This window comes from Aquisalimonas sp. APHAB1-3, assembly GCF_048323695.1.
In the GTDB taxonomy this organism is placed as follows: domain Bacteria; phylum Pseudomonadota; class Gammaproteobacteria; order Nitrococcales; family Aquisalimonadaceae; genus Aquisalimonas.
The window spans coordinates 113,575-135,658 of sequence record NZ_JBLWFT010000002.1 but is presented as its reverse complement, the minus strand read 5'-3'; the positions used below and the strand labels follow the sequence as shown (position 1 = coordinate 135,658).

23 protein-coding genes are annotated in these 22,084 nt (G+C 68.6%); 10 read left to right on the top strand and 13 right to left on the bottom strand.

Annotated features, from left to right (window positions below; genetic code table 11):
- Positions 1-31 precede the first annotated feature (31 nt).
- The 4 genes from ACNSTU_RS05820 to ACNSTU_RS05805 all read right to left on the bottom strand — a co-directional run bounded on the left by ACNSTU_RS05820 (position 32) and on the right by ACNSTU_RS05805 (position 4,258).
- Positions 32-2,311, bottom strand: a complete 2,280-nt coding sequence (locus ACNSTU_RS05820; RefSeq protein WP_290630222.1) for an NADP-dependent malic enzyme — start codon at positions 2,309-2,311, stop codon at positions 32-34.
- Between the two features lie 97 nt (positions 2,312-2,408).
- Entirely contained in the window at positions 2,409-2,783 is a 375-nt protein-coding gene (locus tag ACNSTU_RS05815) for a DUF4870 family protein (protein WP_290630220.1), read from the bottom strand.
- Positions 2,784-2,869: 86 nt separating this feature from the next.
- Positions 2,870-3,490 carry a YceI family protein gene (locus tag ACNSTU_RS05810; protein ID WP_290630218.1) on the bottom strand — a complete coding sequence of 207 codons (621 nt, stop codon included), beginning with the start codon at positions 3,488-3,490 and terminating at the stop codon, positions 2,870-2,872.
- Positions 3,491-3,496: 6 nt separating this feature from the next.
- Positions 3,497-4,258, bottom strand: a complete 762-nt coding sequence (locus ACNSTU_RS05805; protein WP_290630216.1) for a CDP-alcohol phosphatidyltransferase family protein — start codon at positions 4,256-4,258, stop codon at positions 3,497-3,499.
- An 86-nt stretch (positions 4,259-4,344) separates the two neighbouring features.
- Here ACNSTU_RS05805 and ACNSTU_RS05800 point away from each other — a divergent pair, with 86 nt between their 5' ends.
- The 5 genes from ACNSTU_RS05800 to ACNSTU_RS05780 are packed head-to-tail and all read left to right on the top strand — an operon-like array spanning position 4,345 to position 8,568.
- Positions 4,345-5,319, top strand: a complete 975-nt coding sequence (locus tag ACNSTU_RS05800) for a zinc-dependent alcohol dehydrogenase (RefSeq protein WP_290630214.1) — start codon at positions 4,345-4,347, stop codon at positions 5,317-5,319.
- Between the two features lie 24 nt (positions 5,320-5,343).
- Complete coding sequence (locus ACNSTU_RS05795; protein ID WP_290630212.1) at positions 5,344-5,766, top strand: 6-pyruvoyl trahydropterin synthase family protein; 423 nt, start codon at positions 5,344-5,346, stop codon at positions 5,764-5,766.
- Positions 5,763-6,815, top strand: a complete 1,053-nt coding sequence (locus ACNSTU_RS05790) for a glycosyltransferase family 4 protein (protein ID WP_290630210.1) — start codon at positions 5,763-5,765, stop codon at positions 6,813-6,815. Before ACNSTU_RS05795 ends, ACNSTU_RS05790 begins: the two co-directional genes overlap by 4 nt.
- Positions 6,812-7,612 (top strand): class I SAM-dependent methyltransferase, encoded by an 801-nt coding sequence (locus ACNSTU_RS05785; RefSeq protein WP_290630208.1) that lies wholly within the window; start codon positions 6,812-6,814, stop codon positions 7,610-7,612. The genes ACNSTU_RS05790 and ACNSTU_RS05785 overlap by 4 nt, the downstream gene beginning before the upstream one ends.
- Complete coding sequence (locus ACNSTU_RS05780) at positions 7,609-8,568, top strand: lysylphosphatidylglycerol synthase transmembrane domain-containing protein (RefSeq protein ID WP_290630206.1); 960 nt, start codon at positions 7,609-7,611, stop codon at positions 8,566-8,568. The genes ACNSTU_RS05785 and ACNSTU_RS05780 overlap by 4 nt, the downstream gene beginning before the upstream one ends.
- Here ACNSTU_RS05780 and ACNSTU_RS05775 read toward each other — a convergent pair.
- Positions 8,520-9,386 (bottom strand): RibD family protein, encoded by an 867-nt coding sequence (locus ACNSTU_RS05775; protein ID WP_290630204.1) that lies wholly within the window; start codon positions 9,384-9,386, stop codon positions 8,520-8,522. The two genes, ACNSTU_RS05780 and ACNSTU_RS05775, sit on opposite strands and share 49 nt — an antisense overlap.
- 67 nt (positions 9,387-9,453) lie before the next feature.
- On the opposite strand from ACNSTU_RS05775, the gene ribA reads away from it, so the two are divergent.
- Positions 9,454-10,581: a GTP cyclohydrolase II RibA gene (ribA, locus tag ACNSTU_RS05770; RefSeq protein ID WP_290630202.1), complete on the top strand. Its 1,128-nt coding sequence runs from the start codon at positions 9,454-9,456 to the stop codon at positions 10,579-10,581.
- Positions 10,582-10,589: 8 nt separating this feature from the next.
- Here the strand turns inward: ribA and ACNSTU_RS05765 are convergent, their stop codons facing one another.
- Entirely contained in the window at positions 10,590-11,366 is a 777-nt protein-coding gene (locus tag ACNSTU_RS05765) for a creatininase family protein (RefSeq protein WP_290630314.1), read from the bottom strand.
- 35 nt (positions 11,367-11,401) lie between these two features.
- The gene (locus tag ACNSTU_RS05760) at positions 11,402-12,178 is read right to left on the bottom strand and encodes an FkbM family methyltransferase (protein WP_290630200.1); all 777 of its coding nucleotides are present in this window, start codon (positions 12,176-12,178) and stop codon (positions 11,402-11,404) included.
- Between the two features lie 99 nt (positions 12,179-12,277).
- Between ACNSTU_RS05760 and ACNSTU_RS05755 the strand changes: the two genes are divergently transcribed.
- Positions 12,278-13,864, top strand: coding sequence for a sensor domain-containing diguanylate cyclase (locus tag ACNSTU_RS05755; protein ID WP_290630198.1), 1,587 nt, complete (start codon positions 12,278-12,280; stop codon positions 13,862-13,864).
- A 117-nt stretch (positions 13,865-13,981) separates the two neighbouring features.
- The gene (locus tag ACNSTU_RS05750; RefSeq protein ID WP_290630196.1) at positions 13,982-14,620 is read left to right on the top strand and encodes a DNA-3-methyladenine glycosylase family protein; all 639 of its coding nucleotides are present in this window, start codon (positions 13,982-13,984) and stop codon (positions 14,618-14,620) included.
- 1 nt (position 14,621) lies between these two features.
- Here the strand turns inward: ACNSTU_RS05750 and ACNSTU_RS05745 are convergent, their stop codons facing one another.
- The 4 genes from ACNSTU_RS05745 to ACNSTU_RS05730 form a co-directional block, all read right to left on the bottom strand.
- Positions 14,622-15,656 (bottom strand): alpha/beta hydrolase, encoded by a 1,035-nt coding sequence (locus ACNSTU_RS05745; protein WP_290630194.1) that lies wholly within the window; start codon positions 15,654-15,656, stop codon positions 14,622-14,624.
- On the bottom strand, positions 15,649-16,011 hold the full coding sequence (locus ACNSTU_RS05740) for a hypothetical protein (RefSeq protein ID WP_290630192.1): 363 nt from the start codon (positions 16,009-16,011) through the stop codon (positions 15,649-15,651). The genes ACNSTU_RS05745 and ACNSTU_RS05740 overlap by 8 nt, the downstream gene beginning before the upstream one ends.
- A 74-nt stretch (positions 16,012-16,085) precedes the next feature.
- Positions 16,086-17,744: an FAD-binding dehydrogenase gene (locus ACNSTU_RS05735; RefSeq protein WP_290630190.1), complete on the bottom strand. Its 1,659-nt coding sequence runs from the start codon at positions 17,742-17,744 to the stop codon at positions 16,086-16,088.
- Between the two features lie 85 nt (positions 17,745-17,829).
- Complete coding sequence (locus tag ACNSTU_RS05730) at positions 17,830-18,273, bottom strand: nucleoside 2-deoxyribosyltransferase (protein WP_290630188.1); 444 nt, start codon at positions 18,271-18,273, stop codon at positions 17,830-17,832.
- Positions 18,274-18,440: 167 nt separating this feature from the next.
- Between ACNSTU_RS05730 and ACNSTU_RS05725 the strand changes: the two genes are divergently transcribed.
- A complete protein-coding gene (locus ACNSTU_RS05725; RefSeq protein ID WP_290630186.1) occupies positions 18,441-19,475 on the top strand; it encodes a sensor domain-containing diguanylate cyclase in 1,035 nt (344 codons plus the stop codon).
- On the opposite strand, the gene ACNSTU_RS05720 is transcribed toward ACNSTU_RS05725, so the two are convergent.
- The gene (locus tag ACNSTU_RS05720; protein ID WP_290630184.1) at positions 19,451-20,029 is read right to left on the bottom strand and encodes a DUF2452 domain-containing protein; all 579 of its coding nucleotides are present in this window, start codon (positions 20,027-20,029) and stop codon (positions 19,451-19,453) included. The two genes, ACNSTU_RS05725 and ACNSTU_RS05720, sit on opposite strands and share 25 nt — an antisense overlap.
- A gap of 131 nt (positions 20,030-20,160) precedes the next feature.
- Here ACNSTU_RS05720 and ACNSTU_RS05715 point away from each other — a divergent pair, with 131 nt between their 5' ends.
- A complete protein-coding gene (locus tag ACNSTU_RS05715; RefSeq protein WP_290630182.1) occupies positions 20,161-21,057 on the top strand; it encodes an SMP-30/gluconolactonase/LRE family protein in 897 nt (298 codons plus the stop codon).
- An 18-nt stretch (positions 21,058-21,075) separates the two neighbouring features.
- Here the strand turns inward: ACNSTU_RS05715 and ACNSTU_RS05710 are convergent, their stop codons facing one another.
- Positions 21,076-22,020 carry a LysR family transcriptional regulator gene (locus tag ACNSTU_RS05710; protein ID WP_290630180.1) on the bottom strand — a complete coding sequence of 315 codons (945 nt, stop codon included), beginning with the start codon at positions 22,018-22,020 and terminating at the stop codon, positions 21,076-21,078.
- Positions 22,021-22,084: the final 64 nt, after the last annotated feature.

The following is a 22,084-nucleotide window of genomic DNA, read 5'->3' as shown; positions in this document are numbered from 1 at the left end:
TCCGGCACGCGTGCCGGCGATGCCGTGGCCGTTACTCCGCCTCGCTCATGGCCGACGTCTGCGCCACGGTCAGTGCGCTCATGTTCACCAGCCCGCGCACGGTGATGGACTGGGTGACCACATGCGCGGGCTTGTCCGCGCCGATGAGTATGGGCCCGACGGAGACGCCACCGCCCAGCAGCTTGAGCAGACTGTAGGCGATATGCCCGGCGTCAACACTGGGCATAATGAACAGGTTCGCCGCCCCCTGCAGGCGTGAATCGGGATAGGCGGCGTCGCGGATCTCCTGCGAAATCGCCGCATCGGCGTGCATTTCCCCGTCCACCTCCAGGTCCGGCCGCTCGGCGTGCAGCCGTTTGACTGCCTCACGCATGCGCTGGGCGGGCTCGGTATCCAGCGTGCCGAAATTGGATCGCGACACCAGGGCGATCTTCGGCTTCATGCCGAAGGCGGCCACCTGCTCGGCGGCCATGGTGGTCATCTCCACCAGCTCGTCGGCGGTGGGCTCGATGGACGCGTGGGAGTCGCAGATGAAGAACGTGCCCGCCGGCAGGATCAGGGCGGTCAGCGTGGCCAGGGAGTGCACCCCCGGCGCCACGCCGATGACGTGGTCCACGTCCTGGAGATGGCCCTGGAACTTGCCCACGGAGCCGCAGATCATGCAGTCGGCATCGCCCTTGCGCACCATCAGCGACGCGATCACCGTGCCGTTGGTCCGCACGGCGGTCTTGGCCTCGTCCGGCGACACGCCGCGGCGGCCCATAATCGCCTGGTAGGCGCTGTGGTACTCGCGGAACCGCGGGTCGTTGTCCACATCAACGATGGTGACGTCCTGCCCGCTGCGCATGCGCAGCCCCAGCTCGCCCATGCGTGCCTCGATCACCGATGGCCGGCCGACCAGCACGGGCATCGCCAGCCCTTCGTCCACCAGCTCCTGAGCCGCCTGCAGCACCCGGCGGTCCTCGCCCTCGGCGAAGGCAAGCCGGCGGGGCGACTGCCGCGCCCGCTCGAACAGCGGTTTCATCAGCAGGCCGGACTTGTACACGAACTGGATCAGCTGCTGGCGGTACGCCTCGAAATCGCTGATGGGGCGCGCGGCGATGCCGCTGTTCATGGCCGCCCGCGCCACAGCCGGGGCGATTCGCACCAGCAGGCGCGGATCGAAGGGACTGGGGATGAGGTAGTCGGCGCCGAAGCGGGACTCGGTGCCGCCGTACGCCTTGGTCACCAGCTCCGAGGGCTCGTCCATGGCCAGATTCGCGATCGCTTCCACGGCCGCCAACTTCATGGCGTCGTTAATGTCCGATGCGCCTACGTCCAGGGCGCCCCGGAAGATGTAAGGGAAACAGATGACGTTGTTCACCTGGTTGGGATAATCGGACCGCCCGGTAGCGATGATGGCGTCCGGCCGCACCTCCCGCGCCACCTCCGGCAGGATCTCCGGGGTGGGGTTGGCGAGCGCCATGATCACCGGGCCGTCCGCCATGCGCCGGACCATGTCCGGCTTGAGCACGTTGGGCGCCGACAGGCCAAGAAACAGGTCCGCACCATCGATGACTTCGTCCAGCGTGCGCGCGTCGGTGTCCCTTGCATAGGCCGCCTTCCACCGGTCCATGCCCTTCTCGCGCCCAGTGTGAACCACGCCGTCGATGTCGGTGACCGTGATGTGCTCCCGGGGCAGGCCCAGCTTGACCAGCAGGTCCAGGCAGGCGAGGGCCGCAGCCCCGGCGCCGGAACACACCAGGCGCACGTCCTCGATCGCCTTGCCGGTCACCCGCAGGGCATTGGTGACCGCGGCCGCCACGATGATCGCCGTACCGTGCTGATCATCGTGGAATACGGGGATGTTCATGCGCTCCCGCAGCGCCTCCTCGATGACGAAGCACTCGGGCGCCTTGATGTCCTCCAGGTTGATCCCCCCGAAGGTGGGTTCCAGCCGGGCAACCGTGCGGATGAACTCTTCCGCGTCCCCCTCTTCCACCTCCAGGTCGAAGACATCGATGTTGGCGAACTTCTTGAACAGAACCGCCTTGCCTTCCATCACGGGCTTGGACGCCAGCGGCCCGATATTGCCGAAACCGAGCACCGCGGTGCCGTTGGTGACCACCGCCACGAGGTTGGCGCGGGCGGTCAGGCGCGCGGCCTCCTCGGCATCGGCGAGAATCGCCTGGCAGGCCGCACCAACGCCGGGAGAATAGGCCAGTGACAGGTCGCGCTGGTTGGCGAGCGGCTTGGTGGGGGCGATTTCCAGCTTGCCTGGGCGGGGATCGCGGTGATAACGGAGCGCCTGTTCCTGGAAATCCTTGCTCATGAAACCCCCTCGCGTGATTGTTGTGCCTGTCCCTGAACAAGGCTAACCGAGTCGACCGCCGGGCTCAGCCCCGCTGCGGCGCCGCCAGCCGCTGACTCTACCGCCCGGTCAACCAACTCTCCGGGCGGGGGATCGGCTTGTAGTCTCCCAGCCGCGATAGGCCGACGGCGCAGCGGATGATGGTCCAGACCATCAGCGTGAACAGGACCAGTACGCCAATGAACACCAGCGACAGCACCCCGCCCACGAAGGCCGCCAGCAGCGCAATCCAGAAGGTGCGGATCTGGAAGGTGTAATGGGTCTGAACCCACGCCGGTGCATCCCGCCGGTTCACGTAGGCAAGAATGACACCGATCAGCGTGGTGATCCCGCTGGTCAGAAATCCGACCAGATAGAGCACGTAGATCACCATCGGCATCTGCCGGCTGGCGCTGTCCCCGGCCTGGGCCGGCGCACTGTCAAAGTCGTTCATGGGCGCGTTTGCTCCGAATCCGTGATTGCGGACCGCAATTGTCACAGGGCCGGGCCTCCGCGCCAAGCGCGCCGCTCACGCAGTCGCTACTGCCGGCGCGCCTCCAGCTCCAGGATCAGCTCCACTTCATCACCGACAAGGCCTTCCTCGATGCCGTAATCCATGCCCCAGTCGCTGCGATTCAACGTGCCACGCAGGGATGCACCCAGCACGTACGGGTAGCCGCCGAACAGGCCGTCCCGGATCGGGTACTCGTCAATGCGGTTGATGGTCACGTCCAGAGTCACGGGGCGCGTGACACCCAGCAGCTCAAGATCGCCGGTGAGCTGGCCGCCATCCTCACCGTCGGGTTCGAAGGCCGTGGCGGTGAACACCATTTCCTCGTATTCGCCGGCATCGAGAAAGTCATCGTCCCGCAGGTGCTCGTCGCGCTCGTCGTGGTTGGTGAACACGCTGTCGGTCCGGATCACGACCCGGCCGCTCTCCAGCTCCATGGCGTCCGGGTCGTAGACAAACTCCCCCTCGGCATCCAGGAACATGCCCAGGACGCTGGAGAAGCCGATATGGTCCACCAGAAAGTTGACCGACAGATGCGCCTCGTCGATCACCCAGTGATCGGCATCCGCCCGCGCCTGACCGGCCACGGCCACGCAGGCGGCGAGGAACAGAGTCGGCAGCATGCGCCGGCACGGGATGACTGAGGTCATGGCACGTCACTCCTCCTGACAGGGCCGCCGGTACAGCAGCCAGTATACGTCGACGGCGAACGACCACAGCAGCAGCGCCAGCGCCGTGGCCGCCGCCACGGTCGCCACTGAGGCAGGTACCAGTGGCACCAGGCAGCCCACGAGAACAACTCCCTGCACCACGCAGCCCGCCTTGCGCCGGAACGCCTCCGGCAGGGGTCGGTTCAGTGCCGGCAGCAACCAGCCGGCGGCCACGAATGCGTAGCGGAGCGCACCGATCAGAAGCACCCAGGCGTCAACCTGTCCGCTATACCACACCAGCATCGACAGCGCGAGCAGCAGCAGCGCGTCCAGCTCCATGTCGAAGCGCGCCCCGAAGGCGCTGCTGGAGCCCGTTCGCCGGGCCACCCAGCCATCCGCGCCATCCAGTACCAGCACCACCGTCGCCAGGCCGACAACCCACCAGCGCGCCGCCTCGTCCACGCCCTGCGGGTGGAACACGAGCCCCAGCACAGGCAGGCACAGCGCCGCCCGCACCAGCGTCACGCGATTCGCCGGCCCGATCCCCTCGCCAAGCCCCCAGTGGCCCGCGCGCTCGACCAGCAGCCCGGCACCGGCCAGGGCAATGGCAAGCGCCGCCAGCAGCACCGTCGGCACGATCACACCGGCCGCGTACACTGCCAGCAGGACGGACAGCGCCAGCACCATACCCACCCCGACCTCCAGCGTCAGCAGGCGGGGGCGGCGGATGGCTGGTCTACGCGGCGATGCAGCACCGAAGCCGTACATGTTAGGTCCACATTGATGACATGTTTTGTATATAGTGAAAGCCTAGCAAAGAATATGCGTGAATGCCGGCAGAAAACGGGGAATCCATGAGCGAAGTCACCATGGCGAGACAGTTCCGTGTGGAAGCGCCCGGCAATGGCGTGATCGGTGACGTGCCACTCCCGAAGCCATCGCCGCCGGACGTGCTGGTTCGCATGCGCTACTCGGGCGTGAGCCGCGGCACCGAGTGCCTGATATTCCAGGGGCGTGTGCCTCCGAGCCAGTACGACGCCATGCGCGCCCCGTTTCAGCAGGGTCGGTTCCCCGGCCCCGTGGCCTACGGCTACATGGCGGTGGGCGACGTCGTCGAAGGGCCGGACAGCCTCCGGGAGCGTTCCGTCTTCTGCCTGCATCCGCATCAGGACTACTTCGTTGTGCCCGGGTCGGCGGTGACCCCCATCCCGGAGGCCGTGCCGGCACAGCGGGCGATTCTCGCCGCCAACATGGAGACCGCCGTCAATGCCGTGTGGGACGGCCGGCCCGGGCCCGGGGATCGCATCGTCGTCATCGGCGGCGGTGTGGTCGGCCTGCTCGTGGCGTGGCTGTGCCGGGACATCCCCGGCGCTGCGGTCACCCTGGTGGACACCAACCCGGCGCGCGCCATCACCGCCCGAACCCTTGGCCTGTCGTTCGCGACCACCGCCGAGCCCGACGCCGATGTGGTCTTCCACGCCAGCGGCCAGCCGGACGGTCTTGCAACAGCTCTCGGGGCGGCCGCAACCGAAGCAACGGTGATCGAGCTGAGCTGGTACGGCGACACACCGGTCAGCCTGCCCCTGGGCGAAGGGTTTCACTCCCGCCGGCTGACCATCCGCAGCAGCCAGGTCGGCCGCCTGCCACCGGACCGCAGCCCTCGCTGGGATCACCAGCGGCGCATACACCTGGCCCTCGAGCTGCTGCACGACGCGCGCCTGGATGCACTGATCACCGGCGAAACCCCGTTCGACGCCATGCCGGCGCTGCTCCCAGAGCTGTGCGCCGATGCCGGCAACACGCTTTGTCACCGCATCACCTACGCCTGACCCGGCCAAGTCACGGAGTCACCCATGTACAGCCTGACCGTTCGCGAACACATCATGATCGCCCACAGCTTCCGGGGCGAGACCTTCGGGCCGGCGCAGCAGCTCCATGGCGCCACCTACCTGGTGGACGTCACGTTCCGCCGGCCTCAGCTCGACGACGACAACCTGGTCGTGGACATCGGCCTGGCCGGCGAGCAACTGCGGTCCGTGCTCGCGCCGCTGAACTACAGCAACCTGGACGCCGACCCGGCCCTCGCCGGGCAGAACACCACCACCGAGTTCCTGGCCGGACTGATCTTCCGGCGCATGGCGGAGGCGGTGCAGGCGGGACGGCTCGGCCCGCAGGCCCGCGGACTCACGCACATGGCGGTGGTGCTGCACGAATCCCACATCGCGTGGGCGAGCTACGAAGGGCGGCTGCTCGCGGATGGAGACACGGTCGGGTGAGCGCGCCTCTGCACCTGCTCGTGCCGGGGCCAATCGACCGACCCACCGGCGGCAGCCGCTACGACGCCCGAGTGGTGGAGGCACTGCGGGCGATGCACTGGACGGTCACGGTGCATGAGCTTGCCGGGGCGTTCCCGGCAACGGACGCCGAGGCCCGCACGGCGCTGGACGCCACACTCGCCGCGCTCCCGGACGGCAGTCGCGCGGTCATTGACGGGCTCGCCCTGGGGGACAGCCCCGCTATCGCAGCGGCCCATGCGGCCCGCCTGCGCCTGCTTGCGCTGGTCCACCATCCGCTGGGTGACGAGACCGGGCTCGACCCGGCCCTGCGGGAGCGTCTCCTGGAGCGCGAGGCCCGCGCTCTGGCTGTGTGCGAAGGCGCCATCGTCACCAGCCGCCATACCCGGCGCCGGGTGGCGCATCTGGGTGTCCCCGAGACGCGCATCCGCGTGGTCGCGCCCGGCACGGACCCGGCGCCACCTGCCCGAGGCCCGGCCCCCGGTGAGCCGCCCATGCTGCTGTGCGTGGGCAGCGTCATCCCGCGCAAGGGTCAGGACGTGCTGGTGGCAGCCCTGGAACGGCTTCGGGACACACCCTGGTGCTGCCTGATCGCCGGCGGCACCACGGCCGACCCGTCCTTTGCCGCAGCCCTCCGCAACCGCATCCATGACGCCGGGCTCACGGACCGCATCGAGCTGGCCGGCGAATGCGGCCCGGCGCGGCTGGATCGCGCCTACGACCGCAGCACGCTGTTCGTCCTGCCATCCCACTACGAGGGCTACGGCATGGTGCTGGCGGAGGCGCTGGCCCGGGGGCTTCCCGTCGTCAGCACCACCGGCGGCGCCATCCCGGACACCGTGCCGGAGGCGGCGGGCCGGCTGGTCCCGCCCGGCGATGCAGCGGCGCTCGCCGGGGCAATCGCCACGCTGCTGCACGATCACGGCGCCAGAGCGCGCGCGGCGCGGGCATCCAGGCATTATGCCGGCTCTCTGCCAAACTGGACGGAAACCGGCACACTGTTCGCCAAAGCAGTGGAGGACCTGGTGTGAGTACGCAGTTCAGCGCGCACTGGCTCCACCTGCGCGAGCAGGCCGACCATCGGGCGCGGGCCGTCGCGCTGCTACCGCCGCTGACCGAGTGGCTGCCCGACCGGCATGTCCGGGTGGTGGACCTGGGGGCCGGCAGCGGCTCCAATCTCCGCTACCTGTCACCACTGCTGCCCGGCCCGCAGTCCTGGCAGCTGGTGGACCAGGACCAGGCACTCATGACCGCCGCCACCGCACCGGACGAGACGGTCCGCGTCGAGCGGTACGCCAGGGACCTGCGGGCTGCGCCGGTGCTGCCGAAAGGAGCGCCGCACCTGGTCACCGCCTCGGCGCTGCTCGACCTGGTCTCCCGCCCCTGGCTGGAACAGTTCGCCGGTGAATGCCGGGCGGCAGGCTGTGCCGTGCTCGTGTCGCTGACCTACGATGGCCGCATCCGCTGGCAACCGGACGATCCCGACGACGCCCTGCTGAACAACCTGGTGAACGGCCATCAGCGCCGGGACAAGGGGTTCGGGCCGGCGCTGGGCCCGGACGCCGCGGATACGGCGGCATCGGTCTTCCGCCAGCACGGCTTCCGTACCTGGCTCAGCCCCAGCCCCTGGCAACTCGGTGGCAGCGAGGCCGTGCTGCAGTCGGCCCTGCTGGACGGCTGGCTCTCCGCCGCCCATGAGCAGACCGACACGGATCACCAGCGGCTGGCCGAGTGGGCGGCGCGGCGCCGCCAACACCTGGACACGGGGGAGGGCGTGCTGATCGTGGGCCATCTGGATCTGCTCGCCCTGCCGCCGGAGCGGGCGTGACGCCGGGCCGCCGATGGCTGGTGCGGGTGGCCACCAGTGCTGTGCTGTTAACGGCAGTGGCATGGTGGACGGATGTGGGCGCGGTTACCGCGCACCTGGCGGGAATCGACCCGCGCTGGGTCATCGTCGCGCTGGCCCTGTCCGCGCTGCAGCTCCTGCTCTCGGCCTGGCGCTGGCAGTTCACCGCCGCACGACTGGGGCTGGCGTTACCGTTGCCGCTGGCGCTCAGGGAGTACCTGCTGGCCGGCTTTCTCAACCAGGTCCTTCCCGGCGGCGTCCTCGGCGACGTCTCCCGGGCCTGGCGCCACGCCGGTGTCAGCCGCAATACCGGCCAGGCGGTGCGCGCCGTGGTCCTGGAGCGCGGTTCGGGCCAACTGGTCATGGCACTGATCGCCGTGCCCGCGCTCCTGAGCCTGTTCGGGCTGGTCTCCGCGGCGTGGTCGTGGGGCAGCGCCGCCGGTGTGGCCGCGGTGGTGCTCGTGACGGCCCCGCGACTCCGTGGCCCCTCGGCCCATGCCCCGCCGGGGATCATCACGGACACCCGGCGCGCCCTGCTCACGCCAACGGCGCTACCGCTGCAGCTCCTGGGCTCCGCAGCCGTGGTCGCCACTTACCTGCTGGTGTTTCTGGCGGCCGCGCGGGCCATCGGTGCGGAGCTGCCCGCCGCCCAGCTGCTGCCACTGATACCGCCGGTGCTGCTGGCCATGCTGGTGCCCGTGACCATCGCCGGATGGGGACTGCGGGAAGGGGCTGCGGCGGCGGTCTGGGCCATTGCCGGTCTCGATCCGGCCCAGGGTGCGGCCATCGCACTGGCGTACGGCGCGCTGGTCCTGCTGGCGGCCCTTCCCGGGGCGCTGTTCCTGGAGCGAGTCCCCGGCGGGCAGAGAGGTCGCGCAAAAGCGGCCGATCAGCGGGACGCCCCGGACGACAGCCGGAAGTCGAACAGGACGTCGTGACCCAGGGGGAAGTGGCGGCACTCGGGGCGCAGCGCCTCGTCCATGGTGTCGATGGCGGGCAGCACGAGCCCGGGCCGGCCAGAGCCGATCACCAGCGGTGCCACCGTGACGTGCAGCCGGTCGAGCGCACCGGCTGCCAGGAAGCGGGAGACGGTACGCCCCCCGCCCTCCACCAGCACCCGCCGCAGCCCGCGCGCCGCCAGTCGCCGGAGGATCGCGTGCGGGTCGAAATCGCCGCCATCGGCGGGCTCCTGCAACACTTCGACGCCCCGCGGTGGTGCCGTATCGTCGCTGCGAAACAACAGGGTCGGTGCATCCCGGTCCCGAAACAGGCGATAATCCGCACTCAACCGGTTGCGCGGGTCGAGCACCACGCGCACCGGATGCGGACCGGAAACCTCCCGCACCGTGAGCTGCGGGTTGTCGGCCGCCACCGTGCCGGGGCCGACTACCACGGCGTCCACCAGCGCCCGCAGCCGATGCAGGTGGCGGATGTCGTCGGGGCCAGTGACGTACCGGGAATGGCCCGACTCGGTGGCGATATGGCCGTCCAGGCTCTGGCCCAGCTGCGCGATGGCCAGTCGGGGCCGCGCCACCAGGGGCAGATACAGATCAAACAGGTGGCGCGCAGCGCCATCCATCGGCACCATTGGTGCCCATGAACCATCGTCGTGCAGCCTGAGCACGTCGAGCCCGTCCAGCGCCATGACACCGCCTTCGGGCTGCTCCGTCGCGGCTCGATAGCGCTGCAGCAGCGCCCAGGCAAGATCCGTCCCGAGGGGGCTGGTGTCAGCGGTGGCGCCGGGCTCGTCGGTCACTGGGACAATCTCCGGTGTCGCGTTGGGTTACACTGTAGTATATCGCTACAAGTATTGGACAGCACATATGCAACAAGCAGAGCGCGCCATCTTCGACCTGCGCCGGGGGCAACCCATCCGGGTCAGCAGTGGCGGTGACCAACCAGACGTGGTGGCCATGGCCGTCGAGACCCTCACGCCAGCCATGCTGGACCACCTGCGCACGCTCGCCCCCGGCGGACATCCGGCGCTGATCATCACCCCGAACCGCGCCCGCGCCCTGGGCATGGAGCCGGGCAATGCCCCCGCCATCCGCCTCCCGCTGCGGGACGATGTGGCGGTGGCGGACGTCCAGAGTCTGGCGACGGTCGTCTGCGAGCACGAACATCACCGGGCCAGCGCTGACCTGGAGCCTGCCGACGAAGCCGAGTACGCCGCTCTGCACCTGGCCCGGGCGGGCAAGCTGCTTCCCGCCGTGGTGACCATCGCCGTCCCCGCCGGCGACAGCGATACGGTGGACCGGCTGCAGGCCGACGGCACGATTCTCGGAGTCGACGCGACACCCGCGCTTGCCGTAGCCGCCTCACCACAGCTCGAGATGGCCCACGTCAGCGACGCCAGTGTGCCCCTGGAAGATGCCGACAACACCCGCTTCATTCTCTTCCGTGAGGCGAACGGGCTGCTGGAGCACATCGCCGTGCTGATCGGAGACCAGGACCAGTGGCCCGACCCGCTGCCGATCCGGATGCACTCCTCCTGCCTGACCGGAGACCTGTTCGGCAGCCTGCGATGCGACTGCGGCGAGCAGCTCCGCAACAGCGTGCGCACCATCGATCAGGCCGGTGGCGGCATTCTTCTGTATCTCGCGCAGGAGGGTCGTGGCATCGGACTGGCGAACAAGCTCAGGGCCTACACCCTGCAGGATTCCGGCATGGACACCGTGGAAGCGGATTGCTCCCTCGGTTTCGGCTCCGACGAGCGGCGCTACGAGGCGGCGGTGGAGATGCTCCAGCATCTGCGGATCAACCGCGTCTCCCTGCTCACGAACAATCCGCTGAAGATCGAGGCGCTGGAAGACGGCGGCATTACCGTGGTGGAACGGCAGCCGCTGCACGGCTCGCTGAATCCGCACAATGTGCGCTATCTCAATACCAAGGCGGAACGCGCCGGCCACTGGCTCGACGAACTGCTTTCACGGGCGCTGCCCGGCAAGTAACCCGGGCGTCACCCGGCGGGTGTCCGGCCACCCAGGGCACCCAGCGGAAAATGCCGGGCCTCCTGTATCAGCGCCGCCAGCACGCCGCCGAAGTGCGCCACCAGCCGGGCCCCGGTGCCGGCATCGGCACGGCTGGCGTCGCCGGTGACCCCGGCCATGTTGAGGTCCTCCGCCAGCCACGCGAACGCGCCGGCACTCTCCGGCCCCAGATACGCGCAGTCCCGTTCCAGGGTCTCACCCAGGGAGACCGCACGGAACAGATGCTCCTGCCTGACGGCAGCGGGCGCCAGATGCAGCATCATGGCGGTCTCCAGCGCGCCGCCATGGAGCCCGTGCCGGAGCTCGTGGGGATCGAGTACGGGTGGATCCGGCTGCGGAAAACGGAAGTAGTTCGCCTTGACCACCAGCAGCCCACACTCCCGCCGCAGACGCAGCGCCGCCACGTCCATGGCGGCGCGGTTGCCGCCGTGGCTGTTGCTCAGCACCAGTCGCCGAATGCCGGTGGCCGCCACCGCGCGGCCATGGTCACAGATGCACTGGATCAGCGTCTCCGCTTCCAGGCTGAGCGTGCCGGCAAACGCCGCATGCTCGCCGCTGGCACCCACGGTGATCGCTGGCAGGGCCCAGGCGGGAAACGTCTCGGGTAGCTGCCGGAAGGCCTCCTCGATCAGGCCGTCGCCGATGATCCGGTCGGTATCCAGCGGCAAATGCGGCCCGTGCTGCTCCACGGCGGCGAGCGGCAGGATGACCACGGGATCCGCCGCCGCGGCGTCGCGCGCCTCCATGGTGGTCAGCGACTGCCAGTAACGCACGCTCTGGGTCACGGCTGCCTCCTGTGATCGTCATGCCATGCGTAGATGTCGCCGGAAGGGATGCCGTCGGCGCCACCACGCAGCCAGTCCGTCATGGTCTCGTGGCTGCACCGCTCCGGGAACAGAAACGCGCGTCCCTCGCCCGGGATGACGTTGTAGCGGTAGGTGCCCAGGGCTTCCAGGCGCTCCAGACAGCGCTCCGTCTCCCCCAGGGCGCCGGCGACGAACTCGAAGGAGAGCGCGGCCAGCGGCCGGCTGAGCCCCGCCAGCACCTGCGCTTCGTACCCCTCCACGTCGATCTTGCAGAAGACGGGTTCGCCGAAACGGGCGATGAGCGCATCCAGCGTGGTGACCGGCACGGGTACGTGCTCGTCCCAGGCCACGCCGCGGAAGCCGGCATTGCCGGCGCGCACGGCGTCCTGCCAGGCGGCACTCAGGGTGGAAACGGTGGGGTTGGCGGCACTCACCGAAAGTCGCGCCTCGCCCGCTGCAGCGCCGACGGCCTCCCCGCAAACAGTGATGCCGGTCCGGCGGGCGGCGATACGTGCGAGCCAGCGGCGCACGTGCGGCTGTGGTTCCAGCGCGACGACGCTGGCGCCCAGATCGGCAAACGCGGCGCTGCGATCCCCCAGGTGAGCGCCGATGTCGAACACCAGGTCTCCCGGCGCGACAAATCCGGCGTACAGGCGCCGCAGCCCCGACTGCCGCCAGGGGCGCCAGTAGACTAGAAACGAGCGCGCCAGCCCCGCCGAGCGGCGCAGGCGCGCGAGGACATTCGGATTCATGCAAGCTCCCGAGAATCAGCCCATAATCCGCGACTGTGTCACAGGTTGGGGCGCAGGGGTGAATTATGCTGCTCTCCATCAGACAAGGGACGAAGCCTGATGAACGACGACATTCCCGCGACCCGCCGTTCCGCAACGCCCGGGAGCGCGCTGGGTATCGTCGGCCTGCATCGCGCCTGGCGTCAGGTGGACCGGAACGCCAGGGGAATTACGGCATTCCGTGAGACAGCCGGACGCCTGGCAGAGACCGCCCGGCGGGACGGTCAGCGCAAGACCGCCGAACTGGCGCTCATGGTGGAGATCATGTGCGCCCCCATCGAGAGCGGCGAGGAGCCGGTCACCGATGAGTTCTGCAATATCGTCGGCAACTACCTGTCGGCCCTGGATCGGGTGCAGGAGGAACGGGGTGCCGAGGTGGCGTCGGATGCGCTCTCCCACGGCGACGTCTACCTGCTTGCGGACATGGCCGAGCCGGGCATGCAGGAGCTGCGCAGGCAGCTGATCCACTTCGGCTACCAGACCACCACCCTGCCCGATCACCAGGCCCTGCGCGACGAGGTGGCCCGCAGCTCCCCGCAGTCCGTCATTCTGGACCAGGACAACCTGCCCGACGGGATCTCCCTGGACGACCTGACCGGCGACCTGCAGGTTGCCGCCGGCAATAGCCCGCAGACGCTGATCATGAGCTCCAGGGGCGACATGGGCAGCCGGCTCCGCGCCGCGCGGGTCGGCGTTCAGGCCTATCTCGTGAAGCCGGTCAGCGCCCACGACCTGATCGACCAGCTGGACAAGCTCGCACCGGCGCGCATGCCGGAGCCGCTGAACATCATGCTGGTGGAGGACAGCCGCACCCAGGCGACCTACTTTGGCAGCCTGCTGGAGCAGGCCGACATGCGGGCCAACATCGTCAGCGACCCCATGAACGTGCTCGACGCCCTGGAGGAGCAGGCCACGGACCTGATTCTCATGGACATGTACATGCCCCAGTGCGACGGCAACGAACTGGCCAGGGTCATCCGGCAGGTGCCCCGGTACGCGAGCATTCCCATCGTCTTTCTCTCGTCCGAGACCCAGGTCGACCGCCAGCTCGACGCCATGAGCCGCGGCGGCGACGATTTCCTCACCAAGCCCATCGAACCCGCCCACCTGATCCGGTCGGTGGCGATCCGCGCCGGGCGCGCCCGGCAGCTGCGCTCACTGATGGTCACGGACAACCTCACCGGGCTGCTCAACCACACGCGGATCAAGGAGGAACTGGAGAACGAGGTGGGACGCACCAGCCGCCGCGAGGGCGGTCTCGCCTTCGTGATGCTCGACATCGACCATTTCAAGAACATCAACGACACCCACGGCCACCCGGCAGGCGACACAGTAATCCGCAGCCTTGCACGGGTCCTCCAGCAGCGACTACGGCGCACGGACTCCATCGGCCGCTACGGCGGCGAGGAGTTCGCCGTCATCATGCCGGACGCCACAGCGGAGCAGGCCATGCGCACCCTGGACGGCATCCGGCGCAGTTTCGCGAGCATCCGCCAGGAGGCGGGCGGCAAACAGTTCACGGTCACCTTCAGTGCCGGCATCGCGGCGTTCCCCGCCTATGCCACCGCGGAGACACTGACCATGGCCGCCGACTCCGCCCTCTACAAGGCGAAGAACGGCGGCCGCAATCAGGTCGTCATCACGTAGCGTCCGTGAACGCCGTTGGCATACCCGCTCTCCCTGGACAGCCCCGCTTCCCAATCAGGTCAGTAGTGTGCTTTGATTCAGCGGCAACGCAACGTCCAGCGACCAGCGGGAGCGCCCATGAGCGACGGCCACCCACCTCCGTACGACGTTCGTGCCGCGCGCGCGGCACTGGCGCGCCAGGACCCGCCCCTGGGCGCCATCATGGAACGGGTCGGCGCCTACGGGCTGGTTCTGCGCAACACCCGGGACCCGTTCCTGGGGCTGTTGCGCGCCATCGTCTACCAGCAGCTCAGCGGTCGTGCGGCCGGTACCATCCATGAGCGGGTGAAGGCCCTGTTCCCGGACCACCAGCCCACGCCGGACGCCCTGCTGGCGCTGCCGGAGACGACACTGCGCGGGGCCGGCCTTTCGACGGCGAAAACAGCGGCGGCGCGGGACCTGGCGGCCAGAACGCTGGACGGCACGGTCCCCCCGGGCGACGCCATGGACGACCTGGACAACGACGCCCTGATCGAACGCCTGACCCGCATCCGTGGCATTGGCCAGTGGACCGTGGAGATGCTCCTGATCTTCAACCTCGGACGTGCGGACGTGCTGCCGGTCAACGATCTGGGCATCCGCAAGGGGTTTGCGGTGACCTACGGGCTGGATGCGCTGCCGAAACCGGCCGCTCTGAGGACTCACGGCGAGCGTTGGTCGCCCTGGCGGTCGGTGGCGAGTTGGTACCTCTGGCGCGCCTCGGAACTGCCGGGCTGAATCACGGGCACAGCACGCGCTGCGCCTCCCGCCGCTCCACCTCGTGACCGGAAGGCAGCGGGCCGCCGATATCGCGCAGCCAGGCGTTGATGTCGGCGTGCACCTGATCGGCCCCGGTGTACCGGGTAAGCATGTGGTAACCGCCGGGGTAGAGCGCCATGCGCCAGGGCTGATAGCCCGGATCCGGGAGTCTGTCCAGCATCAGACAGACCGGCTCTGCCGGGATGATCTGGTCCTCGTCGCCGTACAGGATCAGCGTCGGCCCCGGCAGTTCGGCACTGGCCGCCAGGGCCTCATCCATCAGCTCGGAGAGGCGTTCGATGGTGTCAATGCGCGCCTCCCGCTGCACCATGGGATCCGCTTTCAGGGCTTCGAGCACGGCTTCGTCGTCAGTGGGCTCATTGCCGAGCGCCTGGGCCAGCTCCACGGACAGCCGCATGCCGGGCGTTACCGTCTCGCCCAGCCACAGGCCGAACTGCTGATACCAGGGCATGGCCTCTTCACCCCAGACGGCCGGGGCGATCAGCACGCTGCCGGCGACCACCGGCGCGTCGTCATGGGTAAGTGCCAGCATCACCACCGCTCCCCCCATGCTCTTGCCCATGAGAAAGACCGGCGCGTCCGGGTAACGCCGGGCGAGCAGGCGCGTCGTGTTGATGGCATCGTCCACCAGCAGGTCGCGGCCCGGCCAGATCCCGCGCGGCTCCGAGCCGCCGAAGCCGCGCTGGTCGTAGGCGTACAGGGCCACGCCCTGATCATTGAGGTCATCCGCCAGCACGCCAAAGGCGCCGCCGTGATCGTTGAAGCCGTGCAGTGCCAGTACCACCGCCCGCGGTTCATCACCCGGCAGCCAGCGGTGCAGCGGCAAGTGGTAGCCGTCGGAGGCCGTGATCGTGTCGTCGTTCAGCCGCGGCGTTTCCGCGCCCGGGCCAACCGGCCGCTCGCCCGAGCCGGCACAGGCGGCGAGGACGAGCGCGATCAGGAACAGAAACGCGGGACGCAGCATGGCGCAGGCGGACCGTCCTTGCTCACTCAACGGGAAACAGCTCCCGGTAGCGCGACGCGTCGAAGATCGTCTCGATCCGCTGGATGCGGTCCTGCTCCACCGTGGCCCAGTGCATCAGATCCACCGTGAATTTGTCCGAGATCTGGACGGTGAACTCCATGACGTGGCACACGTCCGCGCCGTCCGCAAAGACCTTGCGCATGCGCACGTGATGCACGATGCCGCTCGACATGAACGACTGATTGACCAGCGCTTCGGCGCACTCCAGGGTCTCGATGGGGCTGCGGTAGTAGAATCCCGTGTCTGCCAGCCAGCGCCGCGCCTCGCCCGGGTCCCGGTCCAGAATGGCCTGCAGGTAGGCATCGACAACGTCTCTCGGGTTCATGCGGTCGCGGTCTCGTCGGTGGCGGCGGGCTCTCCCTGTAGTTTACGCCGCACTGCGCGGTTCGTCGCCCCGGCTCAGGCCACGGCGGCGGCACACGCACGGCCGGCGGACCGGCCCGAGAAGAGGCACCCGCCGAGAAAGGTCCCCTCCAGTGAGCGGTAGCCGTGCATGCCGCCTCCGCCGAAACCCGCCGCCTCGCCCACGGCGTAGAGCCCCGGAACCGGTGCGCCGTCGGCGCCCAGGACCCGCGCCTCCAGGTCCGTCTCCAGCCCGCCCAGGGTCTTGCGAGTGAGAATATTGAGCCGCACTGCGATCAGCGGCCCCTGCTTCGGGTCGAGCATCCGGTGGGGCCGTGCCGTGCGGATCAGCTTGTCTCCCAGGAAGCGCCGGGCGTTATGCATGGCCATGATCTGGAAATCCTTGGTGAACGGGTTAGCCAGCTCCCGGTCCCGGGCGGCGATCTGGTCGCGCAGGTCGGCGGCGTCCAGAAAGCCGTCGCCACTGAGCTCGTTCATGCCCGCCACCAGGGATTCGATGGAATCCCGCACCACGAAATCGGCGCCGTGCGCCTTGAACGCCTCCACCGGCCCCGTGGCTTTCCTGCCCACGGCACGCTTCGCGGTCATACCCCAGCTGCGTCCGGTGAGATCCGGGTTCTGCTCGGAGCCGGACAGGGCGAACTCCTTGCGGATGATGCTCTGGTTGAGCACGAACCAGCTGTAGTCGTAGCCGGTGGACTGGATGTGGGCAAGCTGGCCCAGGGTGTCCGAGCCCGGGTACAACGGGGCCGGGAACCGCCGCCCCCGGGCGTCGAACCACAGCGACGACGGCCCGGGCAGCACACGGATGCCGTGCCGGGGCCAGATCGGGCTCCAGTTCTGCAGCCCCTCCACGTAGTGCCACATGCGGTCGCGGTTGATCAGCCGGCCACCGGCGGACTCGGTGATGGCGAGCATGCGCCCGTCCACGTGCGCCGGCACCCCGGAGACCATGCGCTCGGGCGGCGTGCCGAGGCGTTCGGGCCAGTTCGCGCGCACCAGCTCGTGATTGCCGCCGATGCCGCCGGCGGCCACGATCACGGCCTGGGCGTTGAAGCTGAACGGCTCCACCTCCTCGCGGGAAGAGGACTCGCCGCGGGCGGCGCTGTCGGCGGCCAGCACGGCGCCGCGCACGCCGTGAATGGTGCCGTTGGTGGACAGCAGTTCGTCCACCCGGTAGCGAAAACACAGCCGGATGAGGCCCTTCTCCGCGGCGGCGCGCACACGCCGCTCGAATGGCTCCACCAGGCCCGGCCCCGTGCCCCAGGTGATGTGGAACCGGGGCACGGAGTTGCCATGCCCGGTGGCGTCGTAGCCGCCGCGCTCGGCCCAGCCGAGCACCGGAAAACTGCGGTGCCCCATCTGCCGCAGCCAGGCGCGTTTCTCGCCGGCGGCGAAATCCACGTAGGCCTCCGCCCAGCGACGGGGCCAGGCATCCTCGTCGCGGTCGAAGCCTGCGGTGCCGAGCCAGTCCTGCCACGCCAGCTCGCGGGAGTCGCGAATGCCCATGCGGCGCTGCTCGGGGGAGTCAACGAAGAACAGCCCGCCGAATGACCAGAACGCCTGGCCACCCAGATTCTGCTCCGGCTCCTGGTCGACGATGATCACGCGCCGCCCGGCATCGGCCAATTCCGCCGCCGCCACCAGGCCGGCCAGCCCGGCGCCCACGACCACTGCATCGGCATCGTATTCCATGCGTCTCCCCCGTTGTTGTTGTGGATGCGGTTGTCAGCCGTACTCTCGCCGCGAACGCCCTCCGGAGGCAAGACACCTTGTCACATCAATGTGCCTCGGGCAGCGCCTGCAGTGCCTCCGTGACCTGATCCGCCAGGGCATCCAGATCGTCCAGGGACTCGAGCAGCAGCGTGGTACAGACGTTGGCGAGCATCAGGTTGAGGCCGCGGTCCTCGGAGCCGCGAAAATCGGTGCGGATGCCGATGATCGGCAGGCCCCGGGCGTAGGCGTAGCCCAGCTCCAGGCTGGTGCCGGAATCCGCGTCCGGGCCGTCGAGAATGGTCACGACCGCGTCGCTGGCATCGATCATGGCGAGGCAGTCGTCGAACATGCGCGCCGACCAGTCATCACGGTGCAGGAACTGCGCCGCCCGCTCCTGGGGCAGGATGAACTCCACGCCTGCGTGGCGGGCCCGCACCGCGTCCGTCAGTTCGCGGTTGAACCGCTTCTCGGCCAGATTGAACAGGGCCCCGGCAAAGTAACAACGCATGCTGTCCGCTCCTTGTCAGTCGCACATGAAATGGACAGATCAGTATAACCGCCGATGCAACCCCGACGGACCTGTCGTCAGCTTGCGGCAGACGCGGAAATGCAGGAGGATCGGTCAGTACAGAATTTAGAAACAAAATGCACCATGAGGGGTTGGCGGGCTCGTTCATGACTCACGATCGTCGACATGACAGCAGTCATCCGCTTGCCGCCATCGGCATTGATGACGCCTGGCAGTTCATCCGGGACCTCTGGAAGCACTTCCCGGAGAACATGTTCGTCATCCGGGTGGCCGACAACGGCGACTTCCTGGTTGAGGCGGTCAATCCCGCCCAGGAGGCGATGCTGAATCTGCCGCCCGGGGCGTGCATCGGCAAACGCATCGACGAACTCATGCCGGAACCGGGATGCTGGGACGTCATTGCCAGGTATCGCCGCTGCGTGGAGCGCGGCGAACCCATGCGCTACGAGGAACGGGGCGTCTACGACGGCATGGACGGCACGCCGCAGGACGGCTACTGGATCACCCTGCTCATGCCCATCCGCGCCCGTGACGGGGTGATTCGCCACCTGTTCGGCATCTCCCAGGACGTCACCGACATCCACCGGGCGCGGTTGGCGCTGGAGCAGCAGAACGAGCGCCTTGAGCAGCGCGTGATCGAGCGCACCCGCGAACTGGAAGCACTGAACCGGCAGCTGGAGGAACAGGCCAATCGCGACGGTCTGACCCACGCCTTCAACCGTCGCTACCTTTACGAGGCGGCGGCCGGGGAGTACGAGCGGGCACGGCGCTACGGCACCGGCCTGTCAGCGGTAATGCTGGACGTGGACGAATTCAAGACCTTCAACGACGAGCGCGGGCATCACTACGGCGACATGGTCCTAGTGGATCTGGTGCGCACGGCCCAGGAGGATCTGCGCAGCAGCGACCGGCTGGGCCGCGTCGGCGGCGACGAGTTCATGATTCTGCTGCCGGAGGCGGATCTCGGCCGCGCCCACGCCACGGCGGAGCGCATCCGTGAGGCGGTGAGCGCCCGCGCCCTGTGCTCCGTCAGCCTGGGTGTCGCCGAGCTGGCGCCCTCCGACACGACGGTGGACGCCGTGTTCCACCGTGCCGACGCCGCTCTGCGCCACGCCAAGCGGAACGGGCGCGGGCGCACGTCGGCGCTGCCGGCGGCTCACGCGTCGCCGGAATCCGGCTGATGGGTGAGCAGGCCGCGCGCCTCATTGTACGACAGCGCGCGGATGCCCGAGCGCTCCATGGAGGTGCCCAGGGAGTGCGCCAACGCGTAGGCGAACGCCCGCTGGTAAAACGGTAGCCGCGATTCGTGCACCGGCAGCGCATCGTCCAGGGTCTCCGCTGACTCCAGCGTCTCCTCAAAGCGCGCCCGCTTGTCTTCCAGGTAGGCCAGAAACGCCCGGTCTTCGGCAACGTCCTCGGCCAGCATGAGCGTCCAGCTCATGTCCGTCTGCAGCTGGCACTCGCCGATGTAGCGACCGTAGACGGTCGGCGACCACTCCTGCGGCGGTACCGGCGACAGCCAGAAGCGACCCTCCTTCTGGTAGAGCCAGTAGGTATTGCCCGGCACCGGTTTGAAGCTGAAATCGCTCTCCAGCACGAAAAGCGACGTGAATAGCTCCACCGACACCTGCTCGATATGCTTCGGCGGCACCGCGGCCGTGGCGTGCTGATTCTCCGTCAACGCAGCCAGCACCGGCACCTGTCCCTTGCCCTGCGGATTCGGATTGTCACTCATAAGGTGTTGATTCGCGATTTCCGTTGCGTAAGGAAGGAGGCTGAAGTCTACGCCAGCGCTGCCGGCTTGTCACAGTCACCCGGCTTGGGTAGCGTCGGACGGACCGCACCGGAACCGGCACGGAGACCGCCATGACACGCCAGGCACGCACACTGCTCACCGGAGGGGCGTTTTTCGAGGGTCCGCGGTGGCGGGACGGCCAGTGGTGGGTTTCGGATTTCTACCGCCACGGGGTCTACACCGTGACTCCGGAGGGCACAGCCACCCGCATACTGGACGTCCCCGCCCAGCCCTCCGGCCTGGGCTGGATGCCCGACGGCTCGCTGCTGGTGGTCTCCATGGGCGACCGGCGGCTGCTGCGCCGCTGGCCGGACGGATCGGTGACGCCTCACGCCGACCTCTCCGACCACGCAGCGTGGCACTGCAACGATATGGTGGTGGACGCGCAGGGGCGTGCCTGGGTGGGGAATTTCGGCTTCGACCTGATGCAGGGAGCAGACCCGGCGACCACCGGGCTGCTCCGTGTGGACCCGGACGGCGGGATCGCCCGGGTTGCTGATGACCTGGCCTTCCCCAACGGCATGGCGATCACCCCGGATGGCGCGACCCTGCTGGTGGGCGAGACCTTCCGCGGGCGCTACACCGCTTTTACCATCAACGCCGACGGCTCGCTCTCGGACCGGCGCACCTGGGCGCAGCTGGGCCCGGAGCCCGCGCTGACCACCCGCCGGGCGGTCACGGAACAGCTCGAGACGGCGCCGGACGGGTGCTGCCTGGATGCCGAAGGCTGCCTGTGGGTCGCGGACGCCATGGGCCAGCGGTGCCTACGCGTTGCCCCAGGCGGCACCATTGTTGATACCGTGACCGCCGACGGACAGGGTGTCTTCGCCTGCATGCTCGGCGGCGCCGACGGCCGGACCCTGCTACTATGCTGCGCACCGGACTCCAGCGAACGCCGTCGGCGCGCGGCCCTTGAGGCGACGTTGATGACCTGTACCGTGGATATCCCCCATGCCGGGCTGCCATGACCTGATGAGACCCCACAGCTAGCCCGGCAATAACCCCGACTGACGCGCCTGCTGAAGCAGCCAGTCCCGGAGCAGCCGCAGGCCGGGCTCGTTGCGGCGGCTGCTCTTGTAGGCGAGACGGAACGTATCTCCCGTATACACCGTGTAGCAGGGCAGCCGCACCAGATCCGGGTCATCGGCCGTGTCGATCATATAGTCGTTGGTGAGCGCAATGCCCTGGTGGTGACGGGTCGCGGCGTGAGCCATGAGCATGTGGCTGAAGTGCTGCATGCGCACGGAGTCGGGCAGACGGACACCACCGGCGGCGAGCCAGGTCTGCCAGTCCTCGCCAGGCTGCCCCATGATGCTGGATGCCGACAGCAAGGGGTACCGGGTCAGCCACGCCGCATCCAGGCGTTGCGGCACGTCATCATCGATCAGACCATCCTGCCGCAGGTCCGCGCACACGCGCTGCCAGAACCCGCGGCTGCAGATAGGGAACAGCCGTTCGCGGTAGAGCGCTTCGGTGGTGAACCCGCGCTGTCTGGCGTGCAGCGTGATGAACGCGTCGGCGACCCGTTCGGACAACGCGGGCGCATCATCCATCATCTCCAGCATCAGCTCCACTTCCGGGTGCCGGCGCTGCAGGTCCGGCATCCGCGGAATCAGCCAGCGGACGGCGAAGGAGCTGTGCACCGCCAGCCGCAGACGCGTGCCGCCCCGACCCTGCAGCTGCTCGCTGGCCCGTTCGATCTGACCGAGTGCGGCGCTGACCGTCTCCAGATAGGCGCGCCCCTCGTCCGTGAGGGAGAGCCGACGCCCGCCGCGCAGGAACAGGGCTTCCCCGAGATAATCCTCCAGCTGCCGGATCCGGTGACTGACCGCGCTCTGGCTGACACGCAACTCTTCGGCAGCCCGGGAAAAACTGTTCAGCCGGGCAACGGCTTCGAATACGGGCAACGCCTTGAGCGGTGGCAGCTTCATTATTCAATTATCTAATAGCGTCACAATTTAGATCATTATACAAGATGCTTTTTGCCACCTATGA

Excerpts from the sequence above, each read along its gene's own strand:
- ACNSTU_RS05820 (WP_290630222.1), bottom strand. The coding sequence starts at position 2,311 with ATGAGCAAGGATTTCCAGGAACAGGCGCTCCGTTATCACCGCGATCCC.
- ACNSTU_RS05815 (WP_290630220.1), bottom strand. The coding sequence starts at position 2,783 with ATGAACGACTTTGACAGTGCGCCGGCCCAGGCCGGGGACAGCGCCAGC.
- ACNSTU_RS05810 (WP_290630218.1), bottom strand. The coding sequence starts at position 3,490 with ATGACCTCAGTCATCCCGTGCCGGCGCATGCTGCCGACTCTGTTCCTC.
- ACNSTU_RS05805 (WP_290630216.1), bottom strand. The coding sequence starts at position 4,258 with ATGTACGGCTTCGGTGCTGCATCGCCGCGTAGACCAGCCATCCGCCGC.
- ACNSTU_RS05800 (WP_290630214.1), top strand. The coding sequence starts at position 4,345 with ATGAGCGAAGTCACCATGGCGAGACAGTTCCGTGTGGAAGCGCCCGGC.
- ACNSTU_RS05795 (WP_290630212.1), top strand. The coding sequence starts at position 5,344 with ATGTACAGCCTGACCGTTCGCGAACACATCATGATCGCCCACAGCTTC.
- ribA (WP_290630202.1), top strand. The coding sequence starts at position 9,454 with ATGCAACAAGCAGAGCGCGCCATCTTCGACCTGCGCCGGGGGCAACCC.
- ACNSTU_RS05765 (WP_290630314.1), bottom strand. The coding sequence starts at position 11,366 with ATGGAGGCGCGCGACGCCGCGGCGGCGGATCCCGTGGTCATCCTGCCG.
- ACNSTU_RS05760 (WP_290630200.1), bottom strand. The coding sequence starts at position 12,178 with ATGAATCCGAATGTCCTCGCGCGCCTGCGCCGCTCGGCGGGGCTGGCG.
- ACNSTU_RS05755 (WP_290630198.1), top strand. The coding sequence starts at position 12,278 with ATGAACGACGACATTCCCGCGACCCGCCGTTCCGCAACGCCCGGGAGC.
- ACNSTU_RS05750 (WP_290630196.1), top strand. The coding sequence starts at position 13,982 with ATGAGCGACGGCCACCCACCTCCGTACGACGTTCGTGCCGCGCGCGCG.
- ACNSTU_RS05740 (WP_290630192.1), bottom strand. The coding sequence starts at position 16,011 with ATGAACCCGAGAGACGTTGTCGATGCCTACCTGCAGGCCATTCTGGAC.
- ACNSTU_RS05735 (WP_290630190.1), bottom strand. The coding sequence starts at position 17,744 with ATGGAATACGATGCCGATGCAGTGGTCGTGGGCGCCGGGCTGGCCGGC.
- ACNSTU_RS05730 (WP_290630188.1), bottom strand. The coding sequence starts at position 18,273 with ATGCGTTGTTACTTTGCCGGGGCCCTGTTCAATCTGGCCGAGAAGCGG.
- ACNSTU_RS05725 (WP_290630186.1), top strand. The coding sequence starts at position 18,441 with ATGACTCACGATCGTCGACATGACAGCAGTCATCCGCTTGCCGCCATC.
- ACNSTU_RS05720 (WP_290630184.1), bottom strand. The coding sequence starts at position 20,029 with ATGAGTGACAATCCGAATCCGCAGGGCAAGGGACAGGTGCCGGTGCTG.
- ACNSTU_RS05715 (WP_290630182.1), top strand. The coding sequence starts at position 20,161 with ATGACACGCCAGGCACGCACACTGCTCACCGGAGGGGCGTTTTTCGAG.
- ACNSTU_RS05710 (WP_290630180.1), bottom strand. The coding sequence starts at position 22,020 with ATGAAGCTGCCACCGCTCAAGGCGTTGCCCGTATTCGAAGCCGTTGCC.